This is a genomic window from Pseudomonas schmalbachii (assembly GCF_017589465.1).
Classification (GTDB): Bacteria; Pseudomonadota; Gammaproteobacteria; order Pseudomonadales; family Pseudomonadaceae; genus Pseudomonas; species Pseudomonas schmalbachii.
In genome coordinates, this window is sequence record NZ_JAELYA010000009.1 from 69447 (window position 1) to 85129 (window position 15683).

The following is a 15683-nucleotide window of genomic DNA, read 5'->3' on the forward strand; positions in this document are numbered from 1 at the left end:
CTGTCGCCGTGCGGTGAATCGAATGTGAAGAAAGCGTCAAGGACGCCCAACCGGGGCGCGGGGACGCTACGCTAGGGAATTGCGGAGGAAAGTCGTATGCGCATTCTGTTGGTTGAAGACAATCGGGACATCCTGGCCAACATGGCCGACTACCTGGGGATGAAGGGCTACACCGTGGACTGCGCCCAGGATGGCCTGACCGGCCTGCACCTGGCGGCGACCGAACACTTCGACCTGATCGTCCTCGACGTGATGCTGCCCGCGCTGGACGGCTTCACCCTGTGCCGGCGGCTGCGCGAGGATGCCCGGCGCGATACCCCGGTGATCATGCTCACCGCCCGCGACCAGTTGGACGACCGCCTGCAGGGCTTCCGCTCCGGCGCCGACGACTACCTGCTCAAGCCCTTCGCCCTGTCCGAACTGGCCGCACGCATCGAGGCGATCCTCCGTCGCACCCAGGGCGGCGGGCGGCGTGAGCTGCAGGTGGCCGATCTGCGCTACGACCTCGACACCCTGGAAGTGACCCGCGCCAGCAAGCCGCTCAAGCTCAACCCCATCGCCCTCAAGCTGCTCGCCGTGCTGATGCAGAAAAGCCCGCACGTGGTGCGCCGTGATGTCCTCGAAGAGGCCGTCTGGGGCGACGACTGCCCGGACAGCGACAGCCTGCGCAGCCATGTCCACCAGCTCCGCCAGGTGATCGACAAGCCGTTCGCCACGCCGCTCCTGCACACAGTGCATGGCGTCGGTTACCGCCTGGCGGACGAGACGCATGGAATATAAGCAGAGCCTTTCCCGCCGGATCGTCTTCGCCTTCATCCTGATGACCGCCGCCGTGGGCGGGCTATTCTCCGTGGGCATCGTCGGCGTGGTGCACGTGGTCGAGGAACGCCTGATCTCCCGCGATCTCGGCGGCGAGCTGGAGCGCATCATCAATGACGACCTGCGCAACCGCCGGCGGCCGCGGCTGGACCCCGGCATGCGCTTCTATGTCAGCGACGGCCCCGGTGTCTACGCCATGCCGCCGGCCTTCTACCGGCTCGACGAAGGTTTCCACGAGGTCTTCGACGGCGCACTGTCGTTCCACGCGCTGGTGCGCGACCGCAACGGCCGGCGCTTCGTCCTGCTGCAGGACCAGAGCGATTTCGAGGCGCGCGAGCAGGTGCTGTACGCCGCCGTGGTCAGTTGCTACGTGCTGAGCCTGATCCTCGCCGGGGTGCTCGGCTGGATGCTGTCGCGCAAGGTGATGGAGCCGGTCGCCCGCCTGGCGCGGCAGGTACGCCATCGCGACCAGTTGCTGGAGCTGGCGCCGCCGATGGCGCCGGACTATGCCAACGACGAGGTCGGCGAACTGGCGGCCGCCTTCGACTACGCCATGGGGCGGCTGCAGGAGGTGCTGAATCGCGAGAAGCTGTTCACCAGCGACGTCAGCCATGAACTGCGTACGCCGCTGATGGTGATCGCCAGTAGCTGCGAGTTGCTGGCCGTGGAGCCGTCACTGGGGCCCAAGTCGCGCGCCCAGTTGCAGCGGATGACCGCGGCCTGCGAGGAAATGCGCGGTCTGGTGCAGACCTTCCTGCTGCTGGCGCGGACCAATCGCGAGGACCTCGCCATGGCCCCGCGCGCGGAGCTGCGGCAGATCGCCGAGGAAATGGCTGAGCAGTGGCGCGGACCGATCGAGGCGAAAGGCCTGCGGTTCGACTATCGGGCGGAGCAGGCGCCGGAAGGGCAGTTCAATGCGCCATTCCTGCGTTCCGTGATGAGCAACCTGCTGCGCAACGCCGTGCATTACACGGAGGCCGGCAGCATCCGCTTACAACTTTCCACCAGTGGATTCGTCGTCGAGGATACCGGCGAAGGCATTCCCGAGGAGCAGCGCGAAAGCGTGTTCCAGCCCTTCGTCCGTGGCCACTCCGCCCGTGGCGAGGGCCTTGGCCTGGGGCTTTCGCTGGTCAAGCGGATCTGCACGTCGGAAGGCTGGGAGGTTTCGCTGCATCCGGTCGAACCGCATGGTTGCCGCTTCGAGGTGCGGCTTCCCGCGGTTTGACGCTTTCTTCACATTTGTCTGACATCTGGATGACGAGTGTGAAGGTAGGTTCTGTTCGAAATTTGAACAGGACCTCCCACAAATGCCCAGCAAAGCCGTAGACCTCGATTTCTCCCGCAAATACGACCGGAGCCACTCCGAACAGTACCTGCACAAGCATCAGGCTGGCTTCTGGCGGAAACTTTCCCACGAGCGCGATGTCCAGATCGCCCGCAAGGCATTGAAACTCGCTGGCCAGCCGAACCTGGTGCTGGACCTGCCGTGTGGCGCCGGGCGCTTCTGGCCGATGCTGGCCGAGATGGAAAACCGCGTGATCATCGGGGCGGACAATTCCGCCGACATGCTCGCCGTCGCCTGCGCCCACCAGCCGGCGGAGGTGGTGAAGCGGGTACGTCCCCTGCAGACTTCGGCATTCGCCATCGATCTGTCGGACAACTCGGTCGACAGCATCTTCTCCATGCGCCTGATGCACCACATCGGCAAGTCGGAAGACCGCATGACCATGCTGCGCGAGTTCCATCGGGTAACCCGGGATAGCGTGGTGCTTTCCCTGTGGGTCGATGGCAATCTGAAGTCATGGAAACGCAAGCAGTTGGAGGCGAAGCGCGAACGGCGCGGCTACCAGAACCGCTTCGTGACCCCGGCTCGCACCATCGAGGCCGAATTCCGCCAGGCGGGGTTCGTCGTGCAGGACCATATCGATTTCTGCCCGCTGCTGCATATGTGGCGGGTTTACATTCTGCGCAAGGAGTAATGGATGTTCGCTGATCTGGCATCTCTGCAGCAAATTTCCGGTGAAAACGCCATCGATCGCTGGCTGCAGCTTCCCGGCAAATGGGTGGAGGAACCGAATCGGCGGCGTGGCGGCGAAAGCGGCGTGCAGCGCGTGCTGACCGACGACGGCCGCCTGCTCTATCGCAAGCAGCAGGTCGGCCACGTCTGCCGGGATTGGCGGCATCCGTTCGGCTACCCCACGGCGATCCGCGAGCGCGACGCGCTGAAGGCGATCCGCGCGCTGGGGGTCAACGTACCCACGGTGGTCTACGCCGGCTGTCGCAAGGTCGACGGCGAATGGCAGGCCCTGCTGATCACCGAATCGCTGGATGGCTATTCCAGCCTGGAAGAGTGCTACGCCCGCGGCGACCAGGATCGCTGGGGCGAGGCGCTGCACCAGCGCATCCTGCAACAGCTTGGTGCCGCCGTGGCCAGGCTGAATGCCGGCCACTGGCAGCATGGCTGTCTGTATCCCAAACACATGTTCGTGCGCGTGGAAGGCGAGAAGATCGACGTAGCGCTGATCGACCTGGAAAAGGCCCGCCGCCGGTTCAGCATCCAGCAAGCGGCCCGGCACGACCTGCAGCAGGCGCGGCGCCGTTCGTCGTGGACGGAAGCGCAATGGAGGGCGTTCGTCTACGGTTATGAAACGGCGTTTGGCAGCGCCATCAAAGGGTTGCGCACATGAAACTAGAAATAACGCGAGGTTTACTGCTCGTTGCAGCGCTGGGCGTCGCGACGCTTGCCGCCGCGGCCTGGCAGGAGCCTTCGCTTTCGGTGATCAAAACCGGCCAGGGAGCGGCCACCCCACACGCCCCGGCCCGGGTTCAGACCGATCAAAGGGCGCAGCCGGACAGCAACCTGCTGCTGCTGATGTTCGGCCTGTCGCAGGGCACCGGCGCGCAATGGCGTTGAGTCCGCGTCACTGGAGAAAAACCCCGCTTCGGCGGGGTTTTTCATGGCTGATCGCCGAGCCAGGGCTCGCGTAGGTTGGTGCTGAACGCAGTGAAGCCCAACGATGGCGATGTTGGGCTTCGCGTTGCTCAGCGCCAACCTACGGTGGGCATTGCGGCCCGTAAGCGGGCCATGCCCGCGATTCGCGCCCATGGGGCGCTCCTGCACCACGGTGTGCGCCAGTCGCAGGGAGGAATCTCTTTTATTGACCATTCGCCATCGCAACCCACTGCGATCCCATAGACTGAAGCCTTGTTGACCCGGACGAGACGAGCATGGCGGACAGCGCATTCTCCCAGCGAATCGTGCAGAACCTGCTGGATACCGACTTCTACAAGCTGAGCATGATGCAGGCGGTGCTGCACAACTACCCCAATGCCGAGGTGGAGTGGGAGTTCCGCTGCCGCAACCGCGAGGATCTGCGCGCGTACCTGGAGCAGATCCGCGAGCAGGTCGAGGTGCTCGCCGGTCTGGCCTACAGCCAGGAGGAACTGGATTTCCTCCAGCGGATTCCGTTCTTCACTGCCGACTTCATCCGCTTCCTGCGGCTGTTTCGCTTCAATCCGGACTACGTGCAGACCGGCATCCACAACGGTGAGCTGTATCTGCGCCTGAAGGGGCCGTGGCTGCATGTGATCCTCTTCGAGGTGCCGCTGCTGGCGACCATCAGCGAGATACGCAACCGCCAGCGTTATCCACAGGTGAGCCTGGACGCGGTGCGCGAGAGGCTGCAGGAGAAGTTCGACTGGCTGCGCCGTGAGGCCAGCGCGGGGGAACTGGACGGCTTCAAGATGGCCGATTTCGGCACCCGCCGGCGCTTCTCCTATCCGGTGCAGGAAACCGTGGTGGCCGGGCTGAAGAACGACTTCCCCGGCCAGTTCGTCGGCACCAGCAATGTCCACCTGGCGCGCACGCTGCAGGTCAAGCCGCTGGGCACCATGGCCCACGAATGGCTGATGGCGCACCAGCAGCTCGGCCCGCGGCTGATCGACAGCCAGATTGCCGCGCTGGACTGCTGGGTACGCGAGTATCGCGGCCAACTCGGCATCGCCCTGACCGACTGCATCACCATGGATGCCTTCCTCACCGACTTCGACCTGTACTTCGCCAAGCTCTTCGACGGCCTGCGCCACGATTCCGGCGACCCGCTGGTCTGGGCGGAGAAGGCCATCGCCCACTACGAGCGGCTGGGCATCGACCCGCTGACCAAGACCCTGGTGTTCTCCGACGGCCTCGACCTGCCCAGGGCCCTGGCCATCTACCGCGCCACCCGCGGGCGGATCGACGTCAGCTTCGGCATCGGCACCCATTTCACCTGCGATATCCCCGGCGTCGAGCCGATGAACATCGTGCTGAAGATGACCGCCTGCAATGGCCATCCGGTGGCGAAGATCTCCGACGCGCCGGGCAAGACCCAGTGCAACGACGAGAACTTCCTGCGCTACCTCAAGCACGTGTTCAAGGTGACCTGAAGGCGATTTCTGCAGCGCCCGGTTTGCGCCGCGGCGGTGGAGGGATCAATCTTGATGGATCGGCGGCGCGTCCGTCATCGCGCTTTCTGACTCAAGGATGTATGGAATGAACGAACTCATCATTGGCGCGGGTCCGGATGGCCAGCCGGTCTGCCAGGCCTGGAAACTGGCCAACCGCCACGGGCTGATCGCCGGCGCCACCGGTACCGGCAAGACCGTGACGCTGCAGCATCTGGCCGAATCTTTCAGCGATGCCGGCGTCGCGGTGTTCGCCGCCGACATCAAGGGCGACCTATGCGGCATCGCCGCCCAGGGCAATCCGCAGGGCAAGGTAGCCGAGCGGATCGCCGGCATGCCCTGGCTGAACCACCAGCCGAAGGCCTATCCGGTCAGCCTGTGGGACGTCGCCGGCAAGACCGGCCACCCGCTGCGCACCACGCTCTCCGAGATGGGGCCGCTGCTGCTGGCCAACCTGCTGGAGCTGACCGACAGCCAGCAGGCCGCGCTGTTCGCCGCCTTCCAGGTGGCTGACCGCGAAGGCCTGCTGCTGCTCGATCTGAAGGACCTGAAGGCGCTGCTCAACCACCTCAAGGAAAACCCCCAGGTACTCGGCCAGGATTCCGCGCTGTTCACCAACGCTTCCTCGCAGGCCCTGCTGCGACGCCTGGCGCTGCTCGAACAGCAGGGCGCCGAGGCGTTCTTCGGCGAGCCGGCGCTGCAGCTGGAGGACATCCTGCGCCCCGATCCGGACGGTCGCGGGCGCATCCACCTGCTGGATGCCAGCAAGCTGGTGCACGAGGCGCCGAAGGTCTACGCGACCTTCCTGCTCTGGCTGCTGGCCGAGCTGTTCGAGCAGTTGCCCGAGCGCGGCGACGCCGACAAACCGGTGCTGGCGCTGTTCTTCGACGAGGCGCACCTGCTGTTCAACGGCACGCCGAAGGCCCTGCAGGATCGCCTGGAGCAGGTGGTGCGGCTGATCCGCTCGAAAGGTGTCGGCGTGTACTTCGTCACCCAGTCGCCCGGCGACCTGCCGGACGACGTGCTGGCCCAGCTCGGCCTGCGCATCCAGCACGGCCTGCGCGCCTTCACCGCCAAGGAGCAGAAATCCCTGCGTGCGGTGGCCGACGGTTTCCGCCCGAACCCCGCGTTCGACACCCTCAAGGTGCTCACCGAACTGGGCATCGGCGAGGCGCTGGTCGGCACGCTGGAAGAGAAGGGTACGCCGGCGATGGTCCAGCGCGTGCTGATCGCACCGCCGCAGTCGCGTATCGGCCCGCTGGGCGATGCCGAACGCGCCGAACTGGTCCGCCGCTCGCCGATGGCCGGCCGCTACGACCAGCCGATCGACCGCGAATCGGCCTACGAACTGCTCAACGGCCGCACCGACCAGAAAATGGCACCCAACGGCGGCAAGGCGGCGAAAGAGACGGACTTTGGCGGCATCGCCGGCGATCTGCTCGGAACGCTGGCCAGCCAGACCGCCAAGACCATGGTCCGCCAGGCCGCCAACCAGATTGGCCGGCAACTGGTGCGCGGGTTGATGGGGGCGCTATTGGGCGGCAAGCGCCGGTAACGGCAGCGCCGCAGGTTGGGTTGACGAGTAGGATGGGTTGAGCCTGCGATACCCATCGATGGGCTTTCACCCTTGGCTCATGGGTATCGCTTCGCTCAACCCATCCTACGACTTGAGCGAAGCCCAACATCGGTCGTGCGTTGGCACCGTTGGCTCACGTAGGTTGGCGCTGAACGCAGTGAAGCCCAACATCGGGTGGGAGTTGGCACCGTTGGGCTTCGCAGGCTCAGCGCCAACCTACGAAGCCGCGTAGGGCGGGTGAAACCCGCCATTTCTCAGATGCGGAAACTATCCACCAACTGCCGCAAACGGCCGGACTGGTTTTCCAGGTCGGCGCAGGCGCGCAGGGTGGCCTGGAGGTTTTCCACACCTTCCTGGTTCAGCGTGTTGATCTCGTTGATATCGATGTTCAGCGACTCCACCACCGCGGTCTGTTCCTCGGTGGCTGTGGCGACCGACTGGTTCATTGCGTCGATCTCGCCGATCCGCCCGGTGACCACGCCCAGGCGCTGGCCGGCACGGTTGGCAATCTCCACGCTTTCCAGGCTGTAGCGTTGGCTCTCGGTCATGGTCGCCACCGCCTCGCGGGCGCCGACCTGCAGTTCCTCGATCATCTGCTGGATCTGCTGCGCGGAATCCTGGGCGCGGTGGGCGAGGCTGCGCACCTCGTCGGCGACCACGGCGAAACCGCGGCCCGCCTCGCCGGCGCGGGCGGCCTCGATGGCGGCGTTGAGGGCGAGCAGGTTGGTCTGCTCGGAGATGCCCTTGATCACTTCGAGGATCTGGCCGATGTTCACCGTGCGGCTGTTCAGCGCCTCGATATGGGTGCAGGACGCGCTGATCTTGTCGGACAGCTGGGTCATCGCGGCGATGGTCTGCTCGACCACCTGGCGGCCATCGCCGGCTTGCTGGCTGGCATCGGAGGCGTGGTGCGAGGCGTCGGCGGCGTTGCGGGCGATCTCCTGGGCGGCGGCGCCGAGTTCGTTGATCGCCGCGGCGACGCTGTTGGTGCGGTTGGCCTGTTCGTCGGAATTACTCATCGACGAGTTGGAGGCGTTCACCACCAGTTGCGAGACGTCATGCAACTGGCGCGCGGTGGTGGCGACCTCGCGGATCGACTGGTGGATACGCTCGACGAAGCGGTTGAAGGCATTGGCCAGGGCGCCGAACTCGTCCTGGCTGTGCACGGCCAGACGGCGGGTGAGATCGCCCTCGCCCTGGGCGATGTCCTGCATGGCGCGACCCATGGCGGTCAGCGGCTGCATCAGCACGCGCATCAGCATGCCCAGCAGGATCAGGATGGCGGCGATGGCCACCAGCGCGGCGACGATGGCCGAGGCGCGGAACTGGTTGAGCATGGCGTAGGCCTTGTCCTTGTCGATGGACAGGCCGATGTACCAGTTCACCGAAGGCAGGCCCTTGATCGGGGTGAAGCTGAAGATGCGCGTCGAGCCATCCAGCTCGGTTTCGCTGATCTCGCCGGCGATCTTCGGCGTGTTCGATGGATAGGCCTCGGACAGGTTCTTCATCACCAGTCGCTTGTCCGGATGGACCAGGATCTTGCCGTCGCCGCTGACCAGGAAGGCGTAGCCCATGCCGCCGAAGTCCAGGGAGTTGATGGTCTGCACCAGGGCCTCCAGGCTGAGGTCGCCGCCGGCCACGCCGAGCGGGCGGTCCGCCGCGCGCACCGGGGTGGCGAGGGTGATGATCAACTGCTGGGTCGCCGCGTCGACGTAGGGTTCGGTCAGGGTGGTGCCGCCGGCAGCCAGGGCGTCCTTGTACCAGGGGCGGGTGCGTGGGTCGTAACCGTCCGGCATCGGGCTCTGCGGACGCATGGTGAAGGCGCCGTCTTCCTGGCCCAGGTAGCTGAAGTTGAAGGTGGAGGCGAGGGCTTTCTGCTCCAGCAGGGCGCTCAGGCCCTCCGGCGAGCCGTCGCGGGCGATGGTCTGTGCGGTCTGCTCGATCAGCAGCAGCCGGCCGCCGAGCCAGTTCTGGATATTGTTCGCCGTCACTCCGCCCATCTCGTGCAGGTAGCCTTCGAGGTCGGCGCGGATGGCGTTGCGTTGCAGGTAGTCGTTGTACAGGGTGAACAGGGAGAACGCGGCGAAAACGACAAGGGAAGCGGCAAGGAGAATCTTGTGACTGAACTGGAGTCTTTTCATCATGCTGCGCGAAGTCCTTAAGGAGTGGGAAGCCTGAGACTGGCAAGGTTCCGGGCGACAGGTCCGTATCGCCCGGATTCATCCGCTGGCGCGGTAGCGCTGCGGAAACGTCCGGCGCGGAGGTAGCCGCGCAGGCCGTGCTGGCACGCCCATGTGCCAGGGAGTCGTCGAGCTGAGGCTCCGAAGGGATGCCGGACGCAGATGACGCGAGTTGCTCCGGACTGGATATCGGCAGCGGCGAGGGGAAGCTTGAGGCGGGGAGACGAATGGCGCTGGCCGGGGGATGACCGTCGGGTCGCGGGCAAACGTAGGTTGGTGCTGAGCTTGCGAAGCCCAACGGTGCCAACTCCCACCCGATGTTGGGCTTCACTGCGTTCAGCACCAACCTACGTGAGCCCAACGGTGCCATGCTCGGCCGATGTTGGGCTTCGCAGGCTCAGCGCCAACGAAGCCGCGTAGGGCGGGTGAAACCCGCCGTTTCTCAGATGCGGAAACTATCCACCAACTGCCGCAAACGGCCGGACTGGTTTTCCAGGTCGGCGCAGGCGCGCAGGGTGGCCTGGAGGTTTTCCACACCCTCCTGGTTCAGCGTGTTGATCTCGTTGATATCGATGTTCAGCGACTCGACCACCGCGGTCTGTTCCTCGGTGGCGGTGGCGACCGACTGGTTCATTGCGTCGATCTCGCCGATCCGCCCGGTGACCACGCCCAGGCGCTGGCCGGCGCGGTTGGCGATTTCCACGCTTTCCAGGCTGTAGCGCTGGCTCTCGGTCATGGTCGCCACCGCCTCGCGGGCACCGACCTGCAGTTCCTCGATCATCTGCTGGATCTGCTGCGCGGAATCCTGGGCGCGGTGGGCGAGGCTGCGTACCTCGTCGGCGACCACGGCGAAGCCACGGCCCGCCTCGCCGGCGCGGGCGGCCTCGATGGCGGCGTTGAGGGCGAGCAGGTTGGTCTGCTCGGAGATGCCCTTGATCACTTCGAGGATCTGCCCGATGTTCACCGTGCGGCCGTTCAGCGCCTCGATATGGGTGCAGGAGGCGCTGATCTTGTCGGACAGCTGGGTCATCGCGGCGATGGTCTGCTCGACCACCTGGCGGCCGTCGCCGGCCTGCTGGCTGGCGTCGGACGCGTGGTGCGAGGCATCGGCGGCGTTGCGGGCGATCTCCTGGGCAGCGGCGCCGAGTTCGTTGATCGCCGCGGCGACGCTGTTGGTGCGGTTGGCCTGCTCGTCGGAATTGCTCATCGACGAGTTGGAGGCGTTCACCACCAGTTGCGAGACATCATGCAGCTGGCGTGCGGTGGTGGCGACCTCGCGGATCGGCTGGTGGATGCGCTCGACGAAACGGTTGAAGGCATTGGCCAGCGCGCCGAACTCGTCCTGGCTGTGCACGGCCAGGCGGCGGGTCAGGTCGCCCTCGCCCTGGGCGATGTCCTGCATGGCGCGGCCCATGGCGGTCAGTGGTTGCATCAGCACACGCATCAGCATGCCCAGCAGCAGGACGATGGCGACGATGGCGACCAGCGTGGCGATGGCCGCCGAAGCGCGGAATTCGCCGAGCGAGGCATAGGCGGCGTCCTTGTCCAGCGCCAGGGCGACGTACCAGGTGACGCCGGGCAGGCCCTTCACCGGGCTCAGGGAAACCAGCTCGGTCTTGCCGTTCGCCTCGATCTCCTGCAGGCCGGCAACCATCTTCGGCGCGCCCTGTGGATAAATCTCGTCGAGGCTCTTGAATACGAGATCGGCATTCGGGTGCAGGAGGATCTTGCCGGCATCGCTGACCAGGAAGGCATAGCCGTTGCCGTTGAACTTCAGCGAATTGATGATCGCGGTGATGGTCTGCAGGCGCATGTCGCCAGCGGCGACGCCCAGCAGTTCGCCGTTGCGTAGCACCGGGACGGCCATGGCGAGGATCTGCTCCCTGGTGCCGGCGTCGATGAACGGCTCGGTCACCACCAGGCGCCCGGCGGCCACCGCGTCCTTGTACCAGCCGCGGGTGCGTGGATCGTAGCCGTCCGGCATCGGGTCGTCGGGACGCATGGTGAAGGTGCCGGTGGCCGCTTCGCCGAGATAGACCGAGGCGAAGTTCTGCTGCAGGACCTTCTGTTCCAGTACCTGCTGGATGGCGATGGGCGAAGCATCGCTGGCGGCCAGTTGCGCCGCTTCGCTTTCCACCAGATGGATGCGGCCTTCCAGCCAGATCTGGATATTGCTGGCGGTCAGGGTGCCGAGTTCGGCGAGATAGGACTGGGTATCCTCGTGGATCGCCTGGCGTTGCCGGTAGTCGTTGAACAGGACGAAACAGGCGAAGGCGAAGATCACGACGAGGGAGGCGGCCAGGAGGATCTTCCTGGCGAAGGACAGCGAGCGAAACATGGGTAAAGCACCTGCGGATGGAGCGGGAACTCCAGCTATCGGCAGGGCAGGATGTTACTTGAACGGTTGCGCAATAAAAAACGCCTGCCGAGGCAGGCGTTTTCATATCGCGGCGCTCTGTCAGACGAAGCGCGTAGCCAGCCAGAACAGGCCGGCGGCCAGGCTCATCGACGCCGGTAGGGTCAGGACCCAGGCCATCAGGATGTTGCGCACGGTGCCGCCCTGCAGGCCGCTGCGGTTGGCCACCATGCTGCCGGCGACGCCGGAGGACAGCACGTGGGTGGTGGAAACCGGCAGGCTGTAGATGTTCGCCAGGCCGATCGCCGCGGTGGCGGTGAGCTGGGCGCTGATGCCCTGGGCGTAGGTCATGCCCTGCTTGCCGATCTTCTCGCCGACGGTCAGTACCACGCGCTTCCAGCCGACCATGGTGCCGATGCCGAGGGCCAGGGCCACGGCGATGATCACCCAGAACGGTGCGTATTCGGTGGTGCTGGTCAGGTCCTTGCGCAGCTTGTCGAGGTCGGCCTTGTCGCGGGCCGGCAGGCCGGCGAGCTTGCTGACCTTCTTCGCCGTATCGTCCAGGCAGAGCAGGTAGCGGCGGACTTCGACGCGCGAATCGGCCGACAGGTCGGCGTAGCTGTTGACGCCATTCAGCGTGCTCAGCAGGCCGGTCAGGGTCGCTTCGGTCTGTTTCGGGTCGCAGCGGAAGTGCTCGGGCAGGTCGACGTTGTTGCCCTTGCCCAGGGCGAGCATTTCGCCGAGGGTCTCGCTGTTGCGCTGGTAGAACTGGCTGAGGTGCACGGCCGCATCGCGGGTGCGTTCGATCTGGTAGGTGGTGCTGTTCAGGTCGAGGACGAACTTGGCCGGGACGATGCCGATCAGCACCAGCATGATCAGGCCGATGCCTTTCTGGCCGTCGTTGGAGCCATGCACGAAGCTCACGGTCATCGCGGAAAGCACCAGGACCAGGCGGTTCCAGAACGGCGGGTGCTTTTTCTCGTCGACTTCGCGGCGAGTTTCCGGGGTTTTGTGCATTTTCGACAGCGGATACAGCTTCTTCAGGCCGATCAGCAGCAGCGCGGCGACCAGGAAGCCGGCCAGCGGCGAGAGCACCAGCGACAGGGCGATGTCGATCGCCTTCTGCCAGTTGATCCCGTCGCCCAGCGGCAGGTCGGTGAGCAGCGCGTTGGCCAGGCCGACGCCGAGGATCGAGCCGATCAGGGTGTGCGAGCTGGAGGCGGGAATGCCGAAGTACCAGGTGCCGAGGTTCCAGGTGATGGCTGCGGCGAGCAGCGAGAACACCATGGCCAGGCCGTGTCCGGTGTTCACGTTGATCAGCAGTTCCACCGGCAGCAGGTGGACGATGGCATAGGCGACGCCTACACCGCCCAGCAGCACGCCGAGGAAGTTGAAGATGCCGGACAGCACCACGGCGCGATAGGGCGACATCGCCTTGGTATAGATGACGGTCGCCACCGCGTTGGCGGTGTCATGGAAGCCATTGATGAACTCGAAACTGAGGACGAAGGCCAATGCCAGCACGAGGCTGACGGCAATCCACGGATCGAGCCCGCTGAAGAGATCAAACATGAAAGTTCTGTGACCAGTCTGAGACAGGGCGGCGATTATGCCAGAAGCTCAACTCGCCGTCCGGAACAAAGGCGGCACTGGCGTTGTCGTGCGACGCCACGCCACACAAGGCTTCCAGCCTGAGGGAAAAAACTTGAAACGCTTCCCCCCGGCGCTACCGGACCCTGTCGTTGGATTGAATTCAGGCGCAGCGAACGCCTTCCGTGCAGCGGGAAGGGCTACCTACTGGCTGCGTAATTCGGCTTCCTTCTCCGCCTTCAGGCGTTGTTCTTCGATCTTCTGCAGCTCCCGGTCGAAGGCCTTGTCGAGCAGGTTCTGGCGCTTGCGCCAGGGCTTCTTTTCGGGGTCCGGTTGGGCGGCATAGAGGGTGACTTCGCCGCCGTAAACTTCCTTGTAGCGTTTCTCCTGGCGCTCCAGTTCCGCGCGCAGTTCGTCTTTTGTCACGGGTCATCCTGATGACAGTGGCTGTTGGATCGCTCCGGAAGTGGCCGAAGCGCATCGTCGGGGGAGCAGTGTAGCCGCTCGGTGGAATCCGCGACCGGCCAAAAAAGGCGCGGGATTATAACCTCGCCTGTCGCGTCGTGGTGCGGACATGCCCGACGGATGGCATGGCGGCCGCCCGGGCATGCGCGGATTCGCCCGCAAACCTCGCGCTGGAGCGGCGGCGAGCTACGCTGAGTGGGGAATTCAACCAGGGAGATCCCGTCATGAACGCATTCCGGATTCCGCTGTTCGCCCTTGCCCTGCTGTTTTCCGCGCAGGGTTTCGCCGCCAGCGAGGCACAGCAGGCGCAACAGGAAAAGATGAAGACCTGCAACGCCGACGCCACGACCAAGGCGTTGAAGGGCGACGAGCGCAAGGCGTTCATGAGCACCTGCCTGAAGGCCAACGGCGATGCCACCACCATGAAGATGACGCCGCAGCAGATGAAGATGAAGAGCTGCAACGCCGACGCGGCCACCAAGGCGTTGAAGGGCGACGAACGCAAGGCATTCATGAGTTCCTGCCTGAAGAAATGATTCCTCGCGGCAAGGCCCGCCGTTACAGGCCGGAAAACACCAGCCAGGCGATCACGATGGCGTAGATTACGATGGCGACTTCCGATTGCAGTGACTGCGGGACCTTGCGGGGGAGGCTCATGGAATGACCTTCTCCGATTGTGGACAGGCCTTATAAAAAACAAGCAGCGCCGTGCCGGGTATGGGTATCGATATTGCTGCTACAGCCGATCCACGGAATCAATGGCCGGAATGACATCCGGCCATTCCAGTTGCAGCCCGCTGTCGAACTTCCTCGGTTCTCCACTCAGCGGATCGCTGAACTCCAGGCCGCGGGCCAGCAGTTTCAGTGGCCGCGAATAGTCCTCGGCTTCCCGCTCCTGGCGGCTAAGCAGCACGGGGTAGAGCGGGTCGTTGCACAGCCCGGCGCCCAGCGCGGCCATGTGCACGCGCAACTGGTGGCGCTTGCCGGTCACCGGCTGGAGATCGTAGCGCCACAGGTCGCCGCGCCGCTCCAGCACATCGATGCGCGTCTCGCTGTTCGGCGTGCCCTCGACTTCCTGCATGAGGATGAACGGATCGCCGTCGACCATGCGCGTGCGCCGGATGTGGGGGAACTCCAGCGCCGGCAGCGCCGGGGCGATCGCCTCGTAGCGCTTGTGGATGCGCCGCTCGCGGAACAGCGCCTGGTAGGCCGGACGACTGGCCGGGTTGGCGGAGAACAGCACCAGCCCGGCAGTGAGCCGGTCGATGCGGTGCAGCGGCACCAGCAGCGGATTGCCCAGGCGTTTGGCCAGGCGCGCCAGCAGGGTTTCCTCGACGTACTGGCCGGACGGCGTCACCGGCAGGAAGTGCGGCTTGTCCGCCACCACCAGATGCTCGTCGACATGCAGGATCGACTCGACGAAGGGAATCGGCGTTTCCTGCACGACCTCGCGGAAATAGTGGATGCGCAGTCCTTCCCGATAGACCGCCTGCGGGCCGACCGGCTTGCCCTCGGCGTCCAGCACGCGTCCGCGATCCATGCGGTCGAGCCAGGTCTCCCGGTCGATGGCCGGGAAGTGCGCGCACAGGCAGTCGAGCACCGTCGCCCACGGCCCGGCGGGCAGGTGCAGGGTGCTGGCGCGTTGCTGCGCGGCGGAGAAGGTGGGAGCGGACATGCTGGCGATGCTGGCAGGGAAAGCGCGCATTAGGCCGCAGCGGGGGCGGATCGTCAAAGGCGAGGGGATGGAGTGCGCGGCGCGGGGGCTGTTGAGGCATTGGGTAGGGCGGGTGCAACCCGCCATGCCCCCTCCGGATTGGCGGGTTGCACCCGCCCTACCTGTCTGGGCCAGAACCCGCGTAGGTTGGTGCTGAACGCAGTGAAGCCCAACGATGGCGATGTTGGGCTTCGCGTTGCTCAGCGCCAACCTACGGTGGGCATCGCAGCCCGTAGGGGCGCGAACGCCGCTCAGGGCGACAACCGCACCGCCAACTCGTCCACCTCCTCGGCCCAGTCGGAGTCATCCTCCAGCGCCTCGCGGAGGAAGTCGGCCTGCGCCTTGTTCCAGAAGGGCGCGTCCGGCAGGGCCTGCCCTTCGGCCAGGCGGTGCTGGCCGAGGAAGGCGTCGATATCGCTCTTGCCGTTGGCCAGTCCGAGTTGCTTGAACAGTTCACCGAGCGTGTGGTGGCTGGTATCCATGGGGCCTCCTGTGGATGGGATGCTGTTCGGTCCGTGCATCAACTATAGGCGCTGGTCC

At 65.3% G+C, this 15683-nt stretch carries 14 protein-coding genes and 1 pseudogene; 8 read left to right on the plus strand and 7 right to left on the minus strand.

What is annotated here, in order from left to right; all coding sequences use genetic code 11:
• Positions 1–96: 96 nt before the first annotated feature.
• The 7 genes from JFY56_RS20785 (at position 97) to JFY56_RS20815 (ending at position 6817) form a co-directional block, all read left to right on the plus strand.
• On the plus strand, positions 97–780 hold the full coding sequence (locus tag JFY56_RS20785; protein ID WP_208316047.1) for a response regulator transcription factor: 684 nt from the start codon (positions 97–99) through the stop codon (positions 778–780).
• On the plus strand, positions 770–2044 hold the full coding sequence (locus tag JFY56_RS20790) for a sensor histidine kinase (RefSeq protein ID WP_208316048.1): 1275 nt from the start codon (positions 770–772) through the stop codon (positions 2042–2044). The genes JFY56_RS20785 and JFY56_RS20790 overlap by 11 nt, the downstream gene beginning before the upstream one ends.
• An 82-nt stretch (positions 2045–2126) precedes the next feature.
• A complete protein-coding gene (locus tag JFY56_RS20795) occupies positions 2127–2798 on the plus strand; it encodes a class I SAM-dependent methyltransferase (RefSeq protein WP_208316049.1) in 672 nt (223 codons plus the stop codon).
• A gap of 3 nt (positions 2799–2801) precedes the next feature.
• Entirely contained in the window at positions 2802–3506 is a 705-nt protein-coding gene (locus JFY56_RS20800; RefSeq protein WP_208316050.1) for a lipopolysaccharide kinase InaA family protein, read from the plus strand.
• A complete protein-coding gene (locus JFY56_RS20805) occupies positions 3503–3733 on the plus strand; it encodes a hypothetical protein (RefSeq protein ID WP_208316051.1) in 231 nt (76 codons plus the stop codon). Before JFY56_RS20800 ends, JFY56_RS20805 begins: the two co-directional genes overlap by 4 nt.
• Before the next feature lie 314 nt (positions 3734–4047).
• On the plus strand, positions 4048–5244 hold the full coding sequence (gene pncB, locus JFY56_RS20810) for a nicotinate phosphoribosyltransferase (protein WP_208316052.1): 1197 nt from the start codon (positions 4048–4050) through the stop codon (positions 5242–5244).
• A 97-nt stretch (positions 5245–5341) separates the two neighbouring features.
• Positions 5342–6817 carry a helicase HerA-like domain-containing protein gene (locus JFY56_RS20815; RefSeq protein ID WP_208316053.1) on the plus strand — a complete coding sequence of 492 codons (1476 nt, stop codon included), beginning with the start codon at positions 5342–5344 and terminating at the stop codon, positions 6815–6817.
• A 275-nt stretch (positions 6818–7092) separates the two neighbouring features.
• Here JFY56_RS20815 and JFY56_RS20820 read toward each other — a convergent pair whose 3' ends face one another.
• The 5 genes and pseudogenes from JFY56_RS20820 to JFY56_RS20835 all read right to left on the minus strand — a co-directional run bounded on the left by JFY56_RS20820 (position 7093) and on the right by JFY56_RS20835 (position 13390).
• Entirely contained in the window at positions 7093–8982 is a 1890-nt protein-coding gene (locus JFY56_RS20820) for a methyl-accepting chemotaxis protein (protein WP_208316054.1), read from the minus strand.
• Between the two features lie 478 nt (positions 8983–9460).
• The gene (locus tag JFY56_RS24750) at positions 9461–10225 is read right to left on the minus strand and encodes a methyl-accepting chemotaxis protein (protein WP_408004448.1); all 765 of its coding nucleotides are present in this window, start codon (positions 10223–10225) and stop codon (positions 9461–9463) included.
• A gap of 90 nt (positions 10226–10315) precedes the next feature.
• Positions 10316–11356: pseudogene (locus JFY56_RS24755) on the minus strand (cache domain-containing protein); the annotation flags it as partial.
• A gap of 120 nt (positions 11357–11476) precedes the next feature.
• Entirely contained in the window at positions 11477–12946 is a 1470-nt protein-coding gene (locus tag JFY56_RS20830; RefSeq protein ID WP_208316056.1) for an inorganic phosphate transporter, read from the minus strand.
• A gap of 222 nt (positions 12947–13168) precedes the next feature.
• Entirely contained in the window at positions 13169–13390 is a 222-nt protein-coding gene (locus tag JFY56_RS20835) for a hypothetical protein (protein ID WP_208316057.1), read from the minus strand.
• Between the two features lie 263 nt (positions 13391–13653).
• Between JFY56_RS20835 and JFY56_RS20840 the strand changes: the two genes are divergently transcribed.
• The gene (locus tag JFY56_RS20840) at positions 13654–13965 is read left to right on the plus strand and encodes a PsiF family protein (RefSeq protein ID WP_208316058.1); all 312 of its coding nucleotides are present in this window, start codon (positions 13654–13656) and stop codon (positions 13963–13965) included.
• 200 nt (positions 13966–14165) lie between these two features.
• On the opposite strand, the gene JFY56_RS20845 is transcribed toward JFY56_RS20840, so the two are convergent.
• Positions 14166–15104, minus strand: coding sequence for an RluA family pseudouridine synthase (locus tag JFY56_RS20845; protein WP_208316059.1), 939 nt, complete (start codon positions 15102–15104; stop codon positions 14166–14168).
• A 290-nt stretch (positions 15105–15394) separates the two neighbouring features.
• Positions 15395–15625: a DUF2789 domain-containing protein gene (locus JFY56_RS20850; protein ID WP_208316060.1), complete on the minus strand. Its 231-nt coding sequence runs from the start codon at positions 15623–15625 to the stop codon at positions 15395–15397.
• Positions 15626–15683 lie beyond the last annotated feature (58 nt).

What these genes read in the sequence shown, in the direction of transcription:
- JFY56_RS20785 (WP_208316047.1), top strand. Translation starts at nt 97, where the DNA reads ATGCGCATTCTGTTGGTTGAAGACAATCGGGACATCCTGGCCAACATG.
- JFY56_RS20790 (WP_208316048.1), top strand. Translation starts at nt 770, where the DNA reads ATGGAATATAAGCAGAGCCTTTCCCGCCGGATCGTCTTCGCCTTCATC.
- JFY56_RS20795 (WP_208316049.1), top strand. Translation starts at nt 2,127, where the DNA reads ATGCCCAGCAAAGCCGTAGACCTCGATTTCTCCCGCAAATACGACCGG.
- JFY56_RS20800 (WP_208316050.1), top strand. Translation starts at nt 2,802, where the DNA reads ATGTTCGCTGATCTGGCATCTCTGCAGCAAATTTCCGGTGAAAACGCC.
- JFY56_RS20805 (WP_208316051.1), top strand. Translation starts at nt 3,503, where the DNA reads ATGAAACTAGAAATAACGCGAGGTTTACTGCTCGTTGCAGCGCTGGGC.
- pncB (WP_208316052.1), top strand. Translation starts at nt 4,048, where the DNA reads ATGGCGGACAGCGCATTCTCCCAGCGAATCGTGCAGAACCTGCTGGAT.
- JFY56_RS20815 (WP_208316053.1), top strand. Translation starts at nt 5,342, where the DNA reads ATGTATGGAATGAACGAACTCATCATTGGCGCGGGTCCGGATGGCCAG.
- JFY56_RS20820 (WP_208316054.1), bottom strand. Translation starts at nt 8,982, where the DNA reads ATGATGAAAAGACTCCAGTTCAGTCACAAGATTCTCCTTGCCGCTTCC.
- JFY56_RS24750 (WP_408004448.1), bottom strand. Translation starts at nt 10,225, where the DNA reads ATGAGCAATTCCGACGAGCAGGCCAACCGCACCAACAGCGTCGCCGCG.
- JFY56_RS20830 (WP_208316056.1), bottom strand. Translation starts at nt 12,946, where the DNA reads ATGTTTGATCTCTTCAGCGGGCTCGATCCGTGGATTGCCGTCAGCCTC.
- JFY56_RS20840 (WP_208316058.1), top strand. Translation starts at nt 13,654, where the DNA reads ATGAACGCATTCCGGATTCCGCTGTTCGCCCTTGCCCTGCTGTTTTCC.
- JFY56_RS20845 (WP_208316059.1), bottom strand. Translation starts at nt 15,104, where the DNA reads ATGTCCGCTCCCACCTTCTCCGCCGCGCAGCAACGCGCCAGCACCCTG.
- JFY56_RS20850 (WP_208316060.1), bottom strand. Translation starts at nt 15,625, where the DNA reads ATGGATACCAGCCACCACACGCTCGGTGAACTGTTCAAGCAACTCGGA.